This is a genomic window from Aurantiacibacter odishensis, from assembly GCF_003605195.1.
GTDB classification, from domain to species: Bacteria; Pseudomonadota; Alphaproteobacteria; order Sphingomonadales; family Sphingomonadaceae; genus Alteraurantiacibacter; species Alteraurantiacibacter odishensis.
Map to the genome: position 1 here is coordinate 693,348 of NZ_QYOS01000025.1, position 15,343 is coordinate 708,690.

17 protein-coding genes are annotated in these 15,343 nt (G+C 63.3%); 5 read left to right on the plus strand and 12 right to left on the minus strand.

Annotation, left to right across the window (positions count from 1 at the left end):
* Positions 1-6: 6 nt before the first annotated feature.
* From D4Q51_RS15285 to D4Q51_RS15295, 3 genes are all read right to left on the minus strand, one after another.
* Positions 7-618, minus strand: a complete 612-nt coding sequence (locus D4Q51_RS15285) for a NuoB/complex I 20 kDa subunit family protein (protein ID WP_240624798.1) — start codon at positions 616-618, stop codon at positions 7-9.
* Positions 615-989: an NADH-quinone oxidoreductase subunit A gene (ndhC, locus tag D4Q51_RS15290; protein ID WP_120078672.1), complete on the minus strand. Its 375-nt coding sequence runs from the start codon at positions 987-989 to the stop codon at positions 615-617. Before ndhC ends, D4Q51_RS15285 begins: the two co-directional genes overlap by 4 nt.
* A gap of 90 nt (positions 990-1,079) precedes the next feature.
* Positions 1,080-2,348 carry an SMP-30/gluconolactonase/LRE family protein gene (locus D4Q51_RS15295; RefSeq protein WP_120078673.1) on the minus strand — a complete coding sequence of 423 codons (1,269 nt, stop codon included), beginning with the start codon at positions 2,346-2,348 and terminating at the stop codon, positions 1,080-1,082.
* Between the two features lie 71 nt (positions 2,349-2,419).
* On the opposite strand from D4Q51_RS15295, the gene D4Q51_RS15300 reads away from it, so the two are divergent.
* The 3 genes from D4Q51_RS15300 (at position 2,420) to D4Q51_RS15310 (ending at position 4,631) form a co-directional block, all read left to right on the plus strand.
* Positions 2,420-3,616 (plus strand): thiolase family protein, encoded by a 1,197-nt coding sequence (locus tag D4Q51_RS15300; RefSeq protein ID WP_120078674.1) that lies wholly within the window; start codon positions 2,420-2,422, stop codon positions 3,614-3,616.
* Between the two features lie 96 nt (positions 3,617-3,712).
* Positions 3,713-4,165, plus strand: a complete 453-nt coding sequence (locus D4Q51_RS15305; RefSeq protein WP_120078675.1) for a hypothetical protein — start codon at positions 3,713-3,715, stop codon at positions 4,163-4,165.
* Between the two features lie 85 nt (positions 4,166-4,250).
* The gene (locus tag D4Q51_RS15310; RefSeq protein ID WP_120078676.1) at positions 4,251-4,631 is read left to right on the plus strand and encodes a hypothetical protein; all 381 of its coding nucleotides are present in this window, start codon (positions 4,251-4,253) and stop codon (positions 4,629-4,631) included.
* Between the two features lie 68 nt (positions 4,632-4,699).
* Here the strand turns inward: D4Q51_RS15310 and D4Q51_RS15315 are convergent, their stop codons facing one another.
* A complete protein-coding gene (locus D4Q51_RS15315) occupies positions 4,700-5,167 on the minus strand; it encodes an SH3 domain-containing protein (protein ID WP_120078677.1) in 468 nt (155 codons plus the stop codon).
* Between the two features lie 129 nt (positions 5,168-5,296).
* Between D4Q51_RS15315 and D4Q51_RS15320 the strand changes: the two genes are divergently transcribed.
* Together D4Q51_RS15320 and D4Q51_RS15325 are read left to right on the plus strand one after the other, a co-directional pair.
* Positions 5,297-6,595 (plus strand): ammonium transporter, encoded by a 1,299-nt coding sequence (locus D4Q51_RS15320; RefSeq protein ID WP_120078678.1) that lies wholly within the window; start codon positions 5,297-5,299, stop codon positions 6,593-6,595.
* 53 nt (positions 6,596-6,648) lie between these two features.
* The gene (locus tag D4Q51_RS15325) at positions 6,649-7,077 is read left to right on the plus strand and encodes a nuclear transport factor 2 family protein (RefSeq protein ID WP_120078679.1); all 429 of its coding nucleotides are present in this window, start codon (positions 6,649-6,651) and stop codon (positions 7,075-7,077) included.
* Positions 7,078-7,080: 3 nt separating this feature from the next.
* Here the strand turns inward: D4Q51_RS15325 and D4Q51_RS15330 are convergent, their stop codons facing one another.
* From D4Q51_RS15330 to D4Q51_RS15365, 8 genes are all read right to left on the minus strand, one after another.
* The gene (locus tag D4Q51_RS15330) at positions 7,081-7,749 is read right to left on the minus strand and encodes an alpha/beta hydrolase family protein (RefSeq protein ID WP_120078680.1); all 669 of its coding nucleotides are present in this window, start codon (positions 7,747-7,749) and stop codon (positions 7,081-7,083) included.
* Between the two features lie 32 nt (positions 7,750-7,781).
* The gene (locus tag D4Q51_RS15335; protein WP_120078795.1) at positions 7,782-9,188 is read right to left on the minus strand and encodes an NAD(P)H-dependent flavin oxidoreductase; all 1,407 of its coding nucleotides are present in this window, start codon (positions 9,186-9,188) and stop codon (positions 7,782-7,784) included.
* Complete coding sequence (locus tag D4Q51_RS15340; protein WP_120078681.1) at positions 9,169-9,963, minus strand: class I SAM-dependent methyltransferase; 795 nt, start codon at positions 9,961-9,963, stop codon at positions 9,169-9,171. The genes D4Q51_RS15335 and D4Q51_RS15340 overlap by 20 nt, the downstream gene beginning before the upstream one ends.
* Before the next feature lie 79 nt (positions 9,964-10,042).
* On the minus strand, positions 10,043-10,513 hold the full coding sequence (locus D4Q51_RS15345; protein ID WP_120078682.1) for a hypothetical protein: 471 nt from the start codon (positions 10,511-10,513) through the stop codon (positions 10,043-10,045).
* Between the two features lie 18 nt (positions 10,514-10,531).
* A complete protein-coding gene (locus D4Q51_RS15350) occupies positions 10,532-10,882 on the minus strand; it encodes a hypothetical protein (RefSeq protein WP_162925359.1) in 351 nt (116 codons plus the stop codon).
* A 36-nt stretch (positions 10,883-10,918) separates the two neighbouring features.
* Positions 10,919-11,449, minus strand: a complete 531-nt coding sequence (locus D4Q51_RS15355; RefSeq protein ID WP_120078684.1) for a helix-turn-helix transcriptional regulator — start codon at positions 11,447-11,449, stop codon at positions 10,919-10,921.
* A gap of 126 nt (positions 11,450-11,575) precedes the next feature.
* Positions 11,576-12,703, minus strand: a complete 1,128-nt coding sequence (prfB, locus tag D4Q51_RS15360; RefSeq protein ID WP_120078685.1) for a peptide chain release factor 2 — start codon at positions 12,701-12,703, stop codon at positions 11,576-11,578.
* A gap of 85 nt (positions 12,704-12,788) precedes the next feature.
* Positions 12,789-15,311, minus strand: coding sequence for a penicillin-binding protein 1A (locus D4Q51_RS15365; protein WP_120078686.1), 2,523 nt, complete (start codon positions 15,309-15,311; stop codon positions 12,789-12,791).
* Positions 15,312-15,343: the final 32 nt, after the last annotated feature.

A 15,343-nucleotide genomic window follows, 5' to 3' on the forward strand; every position in this document is an offset into this window, starting at 1 on the left:
CCTCCCTCAACGCTCGATCGTGCCGATGCGGCGGATCTTCCGCTGCAACTGCATCACGCCGTAAAGCAGCGCCTCGGCAGTCGGAGGACAGCCGGGGATATAGATGTCGACAGGCACGATGCGGTCGCATCCGCGCACAACAGAGTAGCTGTAGTGATAGTAGCCGCCACCGTTGGCGCAGCTGCCCATCGAGATCACGTACTTCGGCTCCGACATCTGGTCGTAAACGCGGCGTAGCGCAGGCGCCATCTTGTTACACAGTGTGCCTGCCACGATCATCACGTCCGACTGGCGCGGGCTGGCGCGCGGGGCGACGCCGAAGCGCTCCATGTCGTAGCGCGGCATGTTGACGTGGATCATCTCGACCGCGCAGCAGGCGAGACCGAAAGTCATCCACCACAGCGAGCCGGTGCGTGCCCACTGGAACAGGTCCTCGGTGCTGGTGACGAGGAAGCCCTTGTCGTTCACCTCGGTCTGCAGAGCATTGAAGTATTCCGCATCGGGTTGCTTCACGTCGCCACCCTTCGCGGTCGGCAAGTCGTGCAGCGCCGGATTGGCGGAGTCGGCCACCGTATCCTGGTACGGCGGATAGAGTGCAGGTTCGTCGCGAGTGCTCATTGCCAGTCCAGAGCTCCCTTCTTCCATTCATAGGCGAGCCCGATGGCAAGGATGCCGAGGAACATCATCATTCCGATCCAGCCAGCCCAGCCCGTGTGATCGAGGCTGACGGCCCAGGGGAACAGGAACGACGCTTCCAGATCGAACAGCAGGAAGCTGATCGCGACCAGGTAGAACTTCACGTCGAACTGGCTGCGCGGATCCTCGAACGCGGGGAAGCCGCATTCGTACTCGGTCAACTTCTCGGCCTGCGGCTTGTGCGCGCCCGTAAGGCGGGAGACGCCCATGGGGAGGAACACGAAGGCTGCCGAAAGCCCCGCCGCGATGGCGAGGAAAAGCAGGATGGGGAAATACTGGCTGAGATCGACCAAGACAGACTCGACAGGTTGCTGCGGGGTTTCGTGGGCGCGTCTAGGCAATGGAAGGCCGCGATGCAAGGCAGTCGAGCGCCCTATGGCCCGCTAATCCGTGGGTTTCTCCCTCAGCTCAAGTCGGCGAATGTGCGTGGGGCGCAGTTCCGCACCTTCCTTCAGCGTGCCGCCCTCCTCGAACAGGTCCCAACTGCCGTTCCCTATATAATATAGCGCGCCTTCGTGAATGTCGCCGCCAAGCGGCTCGGTCCAGTCGGGATTGGCCCGTTCCAGCACGCGCATCCCGGTTATGCGATTGCCGTCCTCGGACAGGCGCAGGGCCACGATCCGCCTGGGGCTGAGACCGTTCTGGATGGCAATCAACTCGCCTTCGTGCAGCCAGAGACCGTCGATCCCGTCCAACAGCATCGGTGTATCGGCGGTGAGCCTCGACACCTGCCCCGTCGCGCTGTCAATCGCCGCCAGCCCATAACGATAGTCGCTGACGTAGAGCCGCGCCCCGTCTTCGCTGGGCGCAATCCCCTGTGGCGAGCGCAAGGTGCCCGGCGGCACGAGAGCCGTGAGAGCCGATCCTATGGCCTCCGACCTGTAGACCCCACCACCAGCGGGATCGCTGGCGTAGATGGTCTGGTCGCGGACAAATGTCAGGTCTGACAAGTTCACGCCCTCCGGAGCGGGCATCGAAACGGCATAGTTCCGTTCTTCCATCGCGATGAGGCCGGAGAAGGCTTCTTCTCCCGGAGGAACCATCCCGAGGTCCGCCGATGCCACGACAAGGCCGCTTGCATCGCTCGCTATGCCGCTGAGGTTTCCGGCATCCGGCAAGGGTACCGCAGACCAGGACTCTTCGCCACGGAGCCAGAGTTCTCGCGAAACGACAGTCGTGACTGCGAAGAGACCATCGGCAACAACCGACAAGCCTTCGGGCAACTTGGCTTTTTCAGGAATGGTGGCCACGATCTCGCTGGCGGGCAGCGGCGCGGCATTTTCATCGTTCATGACGAACCAAGAGGGCACCGATCCGGTGGCAAACAGCCCTTTGAGGTAATCCATCGCACCGGGCGAGAAAGCGTAACCGTCCAGCACCAGTCCCTCTGCCACCACTGTTGCCTGCGCGTTTTGACCGGAAGCGACATATGCATTCAACAGACGAAGCCGGACGGACGAGGAATTCGGAAAGGCTTGCGCCAGGCTCTCCAGATCAGCCACATCGGTGATCGCGCCTGTCCGGGCATCGACCGGATGCCATGGAACGCGCGCTTCGCTCGGCGGTTTTTCAGACGAGGCTGGTGTGGCGCAAGCAGCCAGTACGAAGGTGAGTGCTGCGATCATCATGTTGCAGCGCACAATCTTGCGCATGTCGCAATCCCCTTCTACACAGCCCACCAAACACGTTTCTTTCAATTAATCTCACGAGAGGCAAGCATTCCATGGCCACTTTCAACGAAGCCGATCCGATCGTCATTCTCTCCTATGCCCGTACCCCCATGGGTTCGATGCAGGGCGCGCTGTCCGACGCTTCGGCCACCGATCTTGGCGCGACCGCAGTGAAGGCGGCGATGGATCGCTCCGGGGTGGCGGGCGAGGACGTGGACCGCGTTTACATGGGCTGCGTGCTTCCCGCCGGTCTCGGCCAGGCCCCTGCCCGCCAGGTCGCGGTAAAATCCGGCCTGCCGCTCTCGGCGCAGGCGACCACGGTGAACAAGGTGTGCGGCAGCGGCATGCAGACCGTGATCATGGGCGCAGAAGCGCTCGCCACCGGCACGGTCGACGTGATTGTGTCGGGCGGGATGGAGAGCATGACCAATGCTCCCTACCTGCTGAAAAAGCACCGCAGCGGCGCGCGCCTCGGCCATGATACGGCTTACGATCACATGTTCCTCGACGGCCTCGAAGATGCCTACGAGGAAGGCCGCGCCATGGGCACTTTCGCGCAGGACATGGCCGACAAGTACCAGCTGACGCGTGAGGAAATGGACGAGTATTCCATCGCCTCGCTGGACCGTGCAAACAAGGCGATCGAAAGCGGCGCCTTCGCCGACGAGGTCGTTCCGATCACGATCAAGACCCGCAAGGGCGAGGTCATCATCGATACCGACGAAGCACCGTCGAAGGGCCGCCCGGACAAGATTCCAACCTTGCGTCCGGCCTTCGCCAAGGACGGCACCATCACCGCCGCCACCTCCTCTTCGATCTCCGACGGCGCGGCTGCCGTGGTGCTGACGCGCAAGAGCGTGGCCGAAGCAAAGGGCCTGACGCCGGTTGCGACCATCCACGGCCTCACCGCTCACGCCCAGGCCCCCGAGGAGTTCACCATCGCGCCGGTGGGTGCGATCAAGAAGCTGCTCGAACAGACCGGCTGGAGCGTTGACGATGTCGACCTGTGGGAAGTGAACGAGGCCTTCGCCTGCGTCGCCATGTTCGCGATGCGCGACATCGGCATCGATCACGACAAGATCAACGTGAACGGCGGCGGCACGGCTCTGGGCCACCCCATCGGTGCCAGCGGCACGCGCATCATCGTCACCCTGCTCAACGCTCTCAAGACGCAGGGCAAGAAGCGCGGTATCGCCTCGCTCTGCATCGGCGGCGGCGAAGCGACGGCAGTCGCCGTCGAGATCGCCTGATCAAGAAATTGTCAGGGCGGGCTGCAAGGTCCGCCCTTGGCAAGCCTCGATTTCCGTGGGACAATGTCAACAAACGGAGGAAAGAGGAGCCTTAGCATGAAGAGAATAATCGCCATCAGCGCCGCACTTGCGCTCGCCGCCTGCAACGGTGCCGGCGAAGAACCTGTGGCAGACGACGCAGCTGGAACAGAAACCGCCACGGCCGACGCCAGCGACATGCTGGAAGGCGATGCGCCCGGTTTCGAAGCGGTCGCCCCCGGAACCTACCAGGTGACGCGTAGCGGCGGCGAGATCGATTTCATCGAAATCCATCCCGGCATGACATTCTCGCGCGTTGCCGAAGGCGGCGATGCCACGGGCGGCGTTATCTTCATGAAAGGCGGAATGACCTGTTTCCTGGTCGAAGGCGAAGACGAGGAAAGCTGTTTCACCGACGGCCCGAAGCAGGAAGACGGCAGCATGGAAACCACGTCCGAAGCAGGCGATGTCTCGACGGTCATGCCGGTCGATGGCACTCTGGCAGACCACGTCGACGAGATCCCGGCCTGATCGGCTGCGGACCAGACCGGACCCATTTGCCCCCTCGCCCGTTACGAGGGATGAATTTCATACCAAGAGTTACAGGGAAACAAGAATGAAGAAGCTTATCGCAGTTGCCGCCCTCGCCAGTCTCGCCGCTTGCGGCGGCGGTGCCGACGAACCGGCCGAGGATGCGAGCCTCGACGAAGCGGCTGCCGAAGTGATCCCCAGCACCAGTGCCGGGACCTACACCTCCACGACAGAGGACGGCACCGAAGTCTCCGTCGCTCTCAACGCCGATGGAACCTACGCCGTGATGCAGGGTGGCGAACAGGTGGAAACCGGCACCTGGGAAGACAACATCCGCGGCACCTGCCTCACCGCTGAAGGTGGCGACGGCGAAGACTGCTGGAACATCCAGCCCGGTGCCGAAGACGGCATGATGGATGTGACCGACTCTACCGGCCAGACCATGAGCTACAGCTTCGAGGGTTGAACGCCGGTCGCCCGGAACAATCGAAAGGGCGGTCCTTCGGGGCCGCCCTTTTTCGTTGGCGGAAGCGATCAGGGCTCGCCCGCACCCCAGAGGCGGCCCTCTCTCACCCACCCGATGTGGCGATCCACATCCAGTTCGCACCAACCAGCTTCGCAATCGCCAAGCTCGCCGACTACCCCCGGCTCGAGATTCCAGCGCAGGTCTGCATCGTCCGATGGCCCCTCGCGCATCGCAGCCAGACCATCCCCGACCACGATGGCGGTGCGCTGGCGGCTGAGCAAGCTGGCAGAAATCCATCCAGTCGTGCCGTCGGGCTCCTCGACATAGCGCCAGCCCTGCATGAGCCGCACGACCTTCACTGGCAGCCCCTCGCGCTTGTAGACCCACTGGATCGGAAACTGCTCCCCTGCGCCCACCCGCATGTTCGCTTCGGGCGCGTCGATGCTCGCCCAGTAGGGAAGCTCCACGTCCTGCGCTGTGGCAGGAACGGCAAGGAAAGCGGTGATACAGGCTGCGAGTCGGAAGCTGCGTGGCATGGCAATGGATTAGCCGTCCACAACAGGGTGCCGCAACACGCAACAGAAGCCTTGCCCAATTGGAAGAATCTGTCCTAACACGCGCGCCGGACGCAATCCCGCTTCAGAACGGGTTCGAGGGGAACATCTATGCTTCGCACATTTGCCGCCGCGGCGGTGCTTACCGCCCTGCCGCAGACGGCGCGCGCGCAGGAACTCACCAACATCGCGCAGAACGAGACGGGTGATACCGCGTGGATCCTGACGGCGACGGCCCTCGTGCTGCTGATGACGCTGCCGGGTCTCGGCCTGTTCTACGGCGGACTGGTGCGGGCGAAGAACTTCCTCTCCGTGCTGCTGCAGGTCGGCGCGGTGGCGGGCATCGCTTCGGTGCTCTGGATCGTCGTTGGCTATACCCTCGCGTTCGGCAACACCACGGGTGGCTGGATCGGCGATGGCGGCAAGTGGATGCTGATCAATCTCGATAACGTGCGCAGTGGCATCACCCTTCCCGAAAGCACCTTCGCGGCCTTCCAGATGACTTTCGCTGCGATTACCCCGGCCCTGATGGTGGGCGCATGGGTAGACCGCGCGCGCTTCGGCTGGGTCATCGGTTTCGCTGCCATCTGGGGCCTGCTCGTCTATGCGCCGGTCGCCCACTGGATCTGGGGCGGCGGCTGGATGAGCGAGCTTGGCGTGCTCGATTTCGCAGGGGGCCTCGTGGTTCACACCACGGCGGGCGCTTCGGCGCTGGTCGTCGCCTTGCTGCTGGGCAAGCGGCAGGGCTTCCCCGGCTCCACCCTGCTACCGCACGCCCCTGGCATGACGATGCTGGGCGCGATGCTGCTGTGGGTCGGCTGGTTCGGCTTCAACGGCGGCAGCGCTCTCACCGCGACGGACGATGCCTCGATGGCGATCATCAACACCCATGTCGCCGCCGCGACTGCGGCGCTGGCGTGGGCGCTGGTGGAAAAAATCGCTTTCGGGAAAGCCACCACGGTCGGCTTTGCTACCGGTGCTATCGCTGGACTTGCGACGGTGACGCCCGCCGCCGGTTTCATCTCGCCGGGTGCGGCAATCCTGTTTGGCATTCTGGCCGCGCTCGTCTGCTACTACGCAATCCAGCTGGTGAAGACCAAGCTGGCCATCGACGATTCGCTCGATGTATTCGCGGTTCACGGCGTGGGCGGGATGCTGGGCAGCCTGCTGCTGGGCGTGTTCCTCTCGCAGGATCTTGGCGGGACCGGTTATGCCGACGGCATGACGATGGGCGGCATGGTCGGCGTGCAGGCGCTTGCCATCGCCATCGTCGCCCTGTTCTCCGCCGTTGTGACGGCGGTGATCGCCATCGGCGTATCGCTGTTCATCCCGATGCGCGTGACGGAGGAAGAGGAAGTCCAAGGTCTCGACGTGACGAGCCACGGCGAGCGCAGCTGGCAATTCGACTGATCGGGTGATCGTCCCTTGCGCGCCGCTGCCGTTCGGCTAGGTGCGCAGGGGACATGGATACCTTTGCCGCACGCCTCGAAACCCTTGAACATCAATGGATGCGTGCGTGGATGCGCGGCGACCGCAAGCTGATGAAGGAAGTCGCTGCGCGCGACTTCGTGTTTCTCCTCGGCGGCAAGAAAGCCACCCTGCTTGACCGGGTGAGCTGGCTGGAAGCGGCAACCACGCGCCTGCGCTGCCACTCCTACCGCTTCGGCGACATCTACGTGCGCCGCCACGGCTCCATCGGTCTGTTCGCCTGCCAGATGGAGATTGAGGCTTCGATCGGCGAGCACGAATGGAAAGGCACCGTGTGGGTGTCTGACCTGTGGCGTAGGTCTGCCGTGAGCAGGAAGTGGAAACTGGTGGAGCGCGTCGCCTCCCGGCCCGAGGGCGACAATGCCCTGGGCGAGGCGCTGAAGAAATTCCAGCTCTGGACCTGAGTCCTAGGCGGCGTCCATTTCCGCCATCTTTGCCAGTATCTTTTCGATTGCAGCAGCTGACGTTCCCAGCGCGAAATGCTGCGCGTCGATCCGCAGCGTCTCGTCCGCCTCCTCGTCCCGTCCGCGCGAGCACAGCGGCGAAACGATACCGTCGCAGGCAGACCAGACTGCCAGCGTCGGCACAGGCGGCTTATCGGAAACCTGCTCCGCGAAAGGCGGATTATCGACCGTGTGATCGTTGATCGCCTCGTATAGCTTCCACGCGACATTGGCATGGCGGTCGCCCGAGAAGGGGCTGGCGACCGTCACTACCATCCCGACATGCTGTGGTGAGCGATGCGCGAGCACCCGCGCATATAGTCCGCCAAGGCTCCACCCGATCAGGACGACCTTCTCGCCGGTCTGGCGGTGCAGATCCTCAAGCCGCGCTTCGAGCGCTTTCAGCTTCGCCGGATCGGCCCCGGTGTTCAGCCCGCGCCGCCAACCCTCTGGCCTGAAGCCGCGCGCCTTCAGCGTCCGCCGCAGCAGGGTGGTGGAAACATCGCCAGTGGCAAGGCCGGGAATGACGATCACTGCCCTGCCCCGGCCAAATTCCCTGCCCGCCTTCGGCAGCCGGAACGGGTTCAGCAGGACGCGCGGAATGGCCAGCCCCTCGCGCAGGGTATTGCGCAAGGGCGGTGGCTCTTCGTGCGCGTCCGCCAGGATCAGTCGCCCGTCAGGATCCGCTCGACCAGTTCCTTCACCGTGGGGGTGTAGTTGTTGGAATAGAACGGGTCGGTCTTGAAGCGGTATGCCGCATGGCCTGCAAAGGCGAGGTTCTCGTCCGGATCGCCGCCGTGGGCGATGTCCTGCAAGGTTTTCTGGATGCAGAAGCTGCGCGGGTCGGCAAGGCGGCCGGTGGTGTGCGTGTCGTGATCCTTCCAGCTGGAGAACTGGCAGTGCGACAGGCAGCCCATGCAATTCGCCTGGTCCGTACGGATCTGGTCTGCGCTTTCGGGCGTCACGAAAACCACGGTATCGTCCGGCGTCTTGAGAGCTTCGGTAAAGCCTTCGTGCATCCACGCCAGCGCCTTGCGCTGGTCTCCGGGATGGACGTAGAAATACTTCGCCTTGCCGTGATCCATCAGCGGGATGGTGCCCTCTTCCTGGTCCCGCTTGAAGATCGGGATTTGCCGCTCCGAGCGGTGCATCAGGTCGTAGAGGAAAGGCGTCTTCACCGCGCTGGAATAGAAACCGGTTGGCGAGAACTTGTGCAGCAGCACATCGCCGGGCTCCACCGTGCGCAGCATTTCCTTCCACACGTTGGGAATGGGGCTTTCCTTCGTCAGCAGCGGCCGCGTGCCGAACTGGAAGGCGATCTTGCCAAGCTCCGGATTGTCGATCCAGTCTTCCCACTCGCGCAGATACCAGACGCCGCCCGCCATAACGATCGCCGTTTCCTCGGACACGCCTTCCTTGCGCATCGTCTCTCGCAGGGCCGCGACGCGGGGATAGGGATCCTGCGGCTCGCGCGGGTCTTCTGCGTTTGACAGACCGTTGTGCCCGCCTGCCAGCCACGGATCTTCGTAGACCACCGCCGCCATCAGGTCCGGCACCTTGGAATAGCTACGCTTCCACAGCGCGCGGAAAGCGCGGGCCGAGCTGATGATCGGCAGGTAATAGACGTTGTAGTGCTGGGCGATCTCGGCCAGCTTGTAGGGCATCCCTGCGCCGCAGGTGACGCCCGTCACCAAGCCCTTGCAGTTCTCCAGCACACCCTCGAGCACGCGCTGCGCGCCGCCCATTTCCCACAGCACGTTGATATTGATCGCGCCGTTACCGCCCGCGATCTCGTGCGCGCGCTTCACCTGCTCGGTCGCGCCGTCGATGGCATAGCGGACAAGCTGCTCGAAACGTTCGGTGCGGGTCGCCTGCGGGTAGACCTGCGGAATGGGGTTGCCATCGCTGTCGTAACTGTCGGCATTCACGGCGCTGACCGTGCCGATGCCGCCGGCTGCGGCCCATGCGCCGGAACTGGCGTGGTTGGTGGCGGAAACGCCCTTGCCGCCTTCGATCAGCGGCCAGACTTCACGGCCGCCGTAGGAAATCGGCTTAAGACCCTTGAAACTCATCATTGTCCCCAGAAGTGTTCTCATCCGTCAGGGAGAACTCGGTGTTGGTATCGCCCGGTTGCATGCAGGGCTCGATATCGCGTGGATCGGGCCTTTCGCCCACCACTTCGAACTGCGCGTAATAGCCTGCAATCTGAGGCTTGCGCACATATTGAACGAGCCGATAGCCGACGCGTTCGAATTCGCAAAACAGTAGTTGTGGATTGATGCCGTGCTGATCTGCCGGCCTGTCGGTATCCACGACGATGACCTGCCCGCCTTCTCTCAGCGAGGGGCGCATGCGCCACAGCAGGGCATAGGGTTCGGCAATCTCGTGGTACATGTGGACCATGAAGATGCGGTCGAAGCTATCGTCAGGCAGCTTGGGATCGTCCGGGTCGCCAAGCGCGATGGAGACATTGTCCAGCCTTTCGCGCTCCACACGGCTGCCCAGGCGGCGCAGCGCGTCCTCGTCGATATCCTGCGCCAGCACGCGCCCATCGGCCCCTACCCGCGCAGCCAGGCGCACTGTGTAGTATCCCTCGCCCGCACCAATATCGGCCACTGTCATCCCGCGCGTGATATCGGCCTGGTCCATCACGGTCTGCGCTTCCTGCCGGTCGTCGCGTATCTGCTCGGTAGAGAAGGCGTTCGATCCGGTATCAGACACGGGGCGATAGGGCCGCGGAAAATCGCGAGCGGTCACGGGGCGGTCGTCCTCGGCGACGTCGCACGCGGCAAGAGACGTGCACGCCACACCAGCCGCCAGAATTCGCAAGAAGGACCCTCTCTTCATGCCCCCGGCTCTAGCGACAGGCGCGGCGGAAGGCAAAGCGGCAAATGCCTTGGCGAGCGTGTTTCGCGGCCGCTCCCGTTCAGCCGGGCTGTGCATTCGTTCGAGGGAGCGGCGACCAGCTGTTGTAAGGACCGACGCGGGAAAGGCGGTAACGGTGCATTAGTGTTCCGCCCAGCAAGAGGGCCAGTTGCAGCAGCACCGGCAATTGCGTCATCGCCCAGAACGCCTGCGACCAGCCATCGCGAGCCACGAGCGCAGAGATACTTCCGGTCACGGCGACAAGTTGCGCTGCGGCAATGGCCAAGGGGTAAAGGCGGTTGGCGCGCATTGCGACAGTGATGAGAGCACTGGCCGCAAACAGGTCGAGCAGTAACCTGCTCAGGTCGAATTCGACAAAGGATCGCGGCCCGATCGTGAACTGGAGCAACAGGTCGATGATCGCCTCGGCAGCGATGATCGCGGCGCAACATTTCTCGGGCGCATCTCCCCTCGCCGCCGCGAAAGCGACGACGAGGAAAGTGGCAGCGACAATGAGGACGAACAGGTTCACACTATCGCTTTCGGGAGGTCAGGATGCGGCGCGCAAATCGGCCTTGTGGCCCATGGGCTCGCCCGGAGGGCACTTCTCGACACCAAGCACGTCGCCCTGAACCTGAAGCAGGTTCGCGTGGACACGGGCAAGGTCGCTTCCGGCAGAAACCAGCGTCTGATGCGACTTGGTGAGACGCAGCAGGGCTTCCTGTCCAACGAAGGGGCCGGCATCGGTATCGCGCCGAGCCTCGATCATCGTGGCAAGCAGGGTGCTCTGGCGAAGCAAGGCATTGTCCAGCGCCTCTTCGGCGGCTTTCAGTTCGCGGGTGATACGCATCTGCGCAATGTCGGGAGACATGCCCATCTCGATAACTCCATTTGCGGCCATGCGGCCTCTTGATCTGCGAAGGAGTCCTAAGGCAGCCTACTGCATGAGCTCGGATAGTTCGCCGAAAATGGCCAATCCAACCAAAGCTGCAACCAGCAGGCCAAGGGTAATTCCGACGATAGCGGTTAGACGCCAGAAATACCCGTAGCGACCCTCAAAAGACTCCGGGACGACGCGGTACTGGACGATTGGCCGTGTGCTTTCGGGAGGCCTGCCTGAATCGGCATGCACCTGGCTATCGTCCGGCACCGTGTCGGACCCGGCATCTTGGTCGCGCGGTTCCGGCAGAGTTTCGACCTGCGAGGATTGATATACGGGTCTTTCGTATAATGGCGCATCGCCCCTGTCGGCAGTGGCGGCCATGTAGGCAGCGGCGAGTTCGCTACGCGTCTCAACGCCGAACTTTTTGCGCGCCGCCGTCACCCGCTGGTCCACGGTATGTGGCGAGATGCCAAGTTCGCGGGCGATCTGCTTCGATGTCTTGTGCAGCACCAGCAGGTCCAGCACGTCCTGCTGCTTGTCGGTTAGCGTATCCAGGACGTTATCGATATCTCGTGCGTGATCCATTTCGCCCAATCCGGCCCGCCATCATGCGCAGCAAGCCCCTCCCTCAAGGGTCTGTATATCAAAGCGTTGCACGATTGCGAGGCCCGCGAAAATGTTATCCCGTCGAGCTATTATCGGGAAGAGTCCTTACTCCACGTCATCGACGTCCACCGTTTCCCCCGTCACGCGCTGAGCCAGTGCCGCGGCGATGAAATCGTCGATCTCGCCATCCAGCACGTCGCCCGGTGAGGTGGAAGTGGTGCCGGTGCGCAGGTCCTTCACCATCTGGTAGGGCTGGAGAACATAGCTGCGGATCTGGTGGCCCCAACCGATTTCGGTCTTCTCCGCATATTCGCCCGCCGCCACGGCTTCGCGCTCGGCCAGCTCCCGCTCGTAGAGGCGCGCTTTCAGCATGTTCATCGCGGTTGCGCGATTCTTGTGCTGGCTGCGATCGTTCTGGCTGGCAACGACAACGCCAGTGGGCTTGTGGGTGATACGCACGGCAGAGTCGGTGGTGTTCACGTGCTGCCCGCCCGCGCCCGATGCGCGGTAGGTGTCGATTTTCAGGTCGCCTTCGTTGATCTCGATGTCGATATCGTCGTCGATCACCGGATAGACCCAGACGCTGGAAAAGCTGGTGTGGCGGCGCGCCGAGCTGTCGTAGGGGCTGATGCGAACGAGGCGGTGGACGCCGCTCTCGGTCTTGGCATAGCCATAGGCGTTCTCGCCCTTGATCAGCAGCGTGGCGCTCTTGATGCCGGCCTGTTCTCCAGCGGCGTATTCCACCGTTTCCACCTTGAACCCGCGGCGCTCGGCCCAGCGAACGTACATGCGCATCAGCATTTCCGCCCAGTCCTGGCTCTCGGTGCCCCCGGCGCCCGCGTTCACCTGCAGGTAGGTGTCGTAATTGTCGGCCTCGCCCGAAAGGAGGGCGTTCACCTTGTCGCGGTCGGCGCGCTTGGCCAGTGCTGCCAGGCTGGCAAGACCCTCGGCCACGACATCATCGTCACCCTCGGCCTCGCCCATTTCCACGAATTCGGAGGCGTCGGACATTTCCTGGCTGATCTCGTTGACCGTCTCGACCGCGTCCTTCAGCTGCTTGTGCTCGCGACTGATGGCCTGCGCCTGCTTCGGATCGTTCCACAGGTCGGGGTCCTGCACGCGGGCTTCCAGCTCGTCGAGACGGCGGAGCGCGTGTTCCCAGTCCAGCGACTTGCGCACCAGCGCCAGCGCGGCTTCGATCCGGTCGATGTGGGCCTGCCCTTCGGCACGCATGGCATTAGTCCTTCACAAGATTTGAGACGCGCGCCTAGCGCAAGGCGTGACGCGGGGGAAGTGCGGTGGTGGAAAAGCGGACGGATCAATAGATGCCGCCCTGCTCCTCGGCAAAGTCCTCGCGCTCGCCCGCGCCGCTCTGGACACGCGGGCCCTCGTTGCGACGGCGCAGCTGGGCAAGGATCATCTCACGCATGGCGTCGATCTCATCCTGCCGCTGGCTGCGGCGCGGTTCGGTGTCGGGCTTGAACGCTTCCCAGATCACCGCGGACGTAGGCTCATCCGAAGGCCAGCCATCGAACACCCGGCGGCCCGTGCGACGATCCACACGCACCATGCGCACGCCCTCGGGCGCGAGGAACGGCCTGCCGCTCCAGTGGTCGCGCGTTTCCTGCACGAACTGCTTGAAGATCGGCGCTGCCGTGTTGCCGCCCTGGATCCATCCGCCCATGTTGCGAGGCTGATCGAACCCGAGATAGGTCGCCCCCACAATATCGGGCGAACCGCCCACGAACCACGCGTTGGTGGGACCGGAGCTTGTGCCGGTCTTGCCGAACAGCGGCAGCTCAAGGTCGCGCAGGCGCGTAGCGGTCCCGCGCTCGACCACACCTGTCAGCATGTTGACGATCTGGAATGCGGTGCGCGCATCCATCACCTGCCGCCCGGTCCTGCCGAAGCGCGGCATAGGGCCGCCGTCCCACTCGTCCATGTTACAATTCGTACATTCGCGGTTGTCGGCGCGGAAGATCACCTTGCCGTCGCGGTCCTGCACGTAGTCGATCACGGTGGGATCATTGAGCCGCCCGTGGTTGACGAGGGCTGCGTAGGCCGCGGCCATGCGCTCTACGGTCGTATCCCCAGCGCCAAGCGCGAAAGCGGGGAACGGCTCGTATGCACCTTCGTCCGCGATGCCCACATCTTCGAATGTGTCGATTACCTGTTCCATCCCAGAGTCCATCGCGATGTGGACCGTCATCAGGTTCTTGGACTGCTCCAGGCCATATCGCATCGGGTACTCGCCCCCGCCACGGCTACCACCGAAGTTGGTGAAGCATTTCTCGCCAAGGTTAGCGCCCTGGTAATAGCAGTACTGACTATCCGGGATCATCGAGGCAGGCGTCATGCCATTGTCGAGGCCGGTCGCGTAGACGAAGGGCTTGATCGTCGAGCCGGGCTGCCGATTGGCCTGCGTGGCGCGATTGAAACTGCCGAGGCGGGAATCGAAACCGCCCTGCATGGCAAGAATGCGCCCGCTGTCGGGTGCAATGGCCAGGAAGCCGCCCGACACACTGGGGATAGTCTCAAGCCGCCAGCCATTGCCGCGCGGCGAGGCGACCACGACATCACCGACACTCATCTCGTCGGCGGGATTGGACAGCGGATATTCCTCGCCGTCCGAGAAACCGATAGTTGCCGAACCGCTTCCCAGCGCGGTGATCACGCCAACGCGCCAGTTTTCGTAATTGATCGAGAGGTAGGAGCTGCGAAGCTGCGCCGTCAGGTCTCCATTATCGGGATTGAGCGTCGCGACAGGCCCCGCCCAGCCGCGGTTGCCGTGATAGCGCAGCATGGCACCGCGCAGCGAATTGCGCGCGGCGTCCTGCATCTCGGTATCCAGCGAGGTGCGCACCCACAGGCCACCTGCATAGACGCTGTTGCGGCCATCTTCGGCCTCTTCACCGAAGCGCTCAATGAGTTCGCGGCGCACTTCCTCAAGGAAATAGCCGGCGTCCGCAGAGCGCTCCGCCCGCTGGCCCTGGATTATGCCCAGCGGCTGCGCCTGCGCGGCCTGCAACTCCTGCGGCGTGATAAAACCGTTGTCTTCCATCTGGGCGAGCACCCAGTTGCGGCGTTCGCGCGCGGTATCGTAGTTCGCCTGGCGGCTGTAGACTTCCGGCGCACGCGGCAGGATGGCGAGATAGGCCATCTCGTGCAGTTCAAGGTCGTCCACGTCCTTGTCGAAATAGGCACGCGCGGCGGCCTGCACACCGAAACTGCGACGACCCAGCGGAATTTCGTTGAGGTAAAGCGTGATGATCTGCTGTTTCGAGAGTACGCCTTCGATACGCGTGGCGAGGATCATCTCCTTCAGCTTGCGCGTCACCGAGTATTCGTTGCCGACAAGAATGTTCTTGGCGACCTGCTGCGTAATGGTCGAACCGCCGACTGCGCGCTCGCCAGAGCCGATCTTCGATACGTAATCGATCACCGCGCCGATGAAGCCGCCCGCGTCGATGCCGCCGTGCGTCCAGAACGTCTCGTCCTCCGCCGAGATGTAGGCGTTCATCAACTGCTCCGGCAGGTCGCGGAACTGCAGTTCCACCCGCCGTTCACGCTCGTAGCGGTGGACGATCTCACCATCGATGCCGCGCACGACTGATGGCAGGTTCGGCTCGTAATCCAGCAGGGTTTCCGCATCGGGCAGGTCGCGCGCCAGCCAGGCCCAGCCCAGCAGCCACAGCACCAGCGCGGCAAAAACGGCGTAGCCCGCCCACCGGAACAGGCGCTTTTCGCGCCAGGCATCGCGCAGCGGTGCACCGATGCGATGGGTGGTTTCGCGAAAACGCTGCAACGCGTTGCCGATGGCAGATGATTCAGAGTTCGTCATAAGGCAGGCCAGCGTCTTACATGCCATCCGAT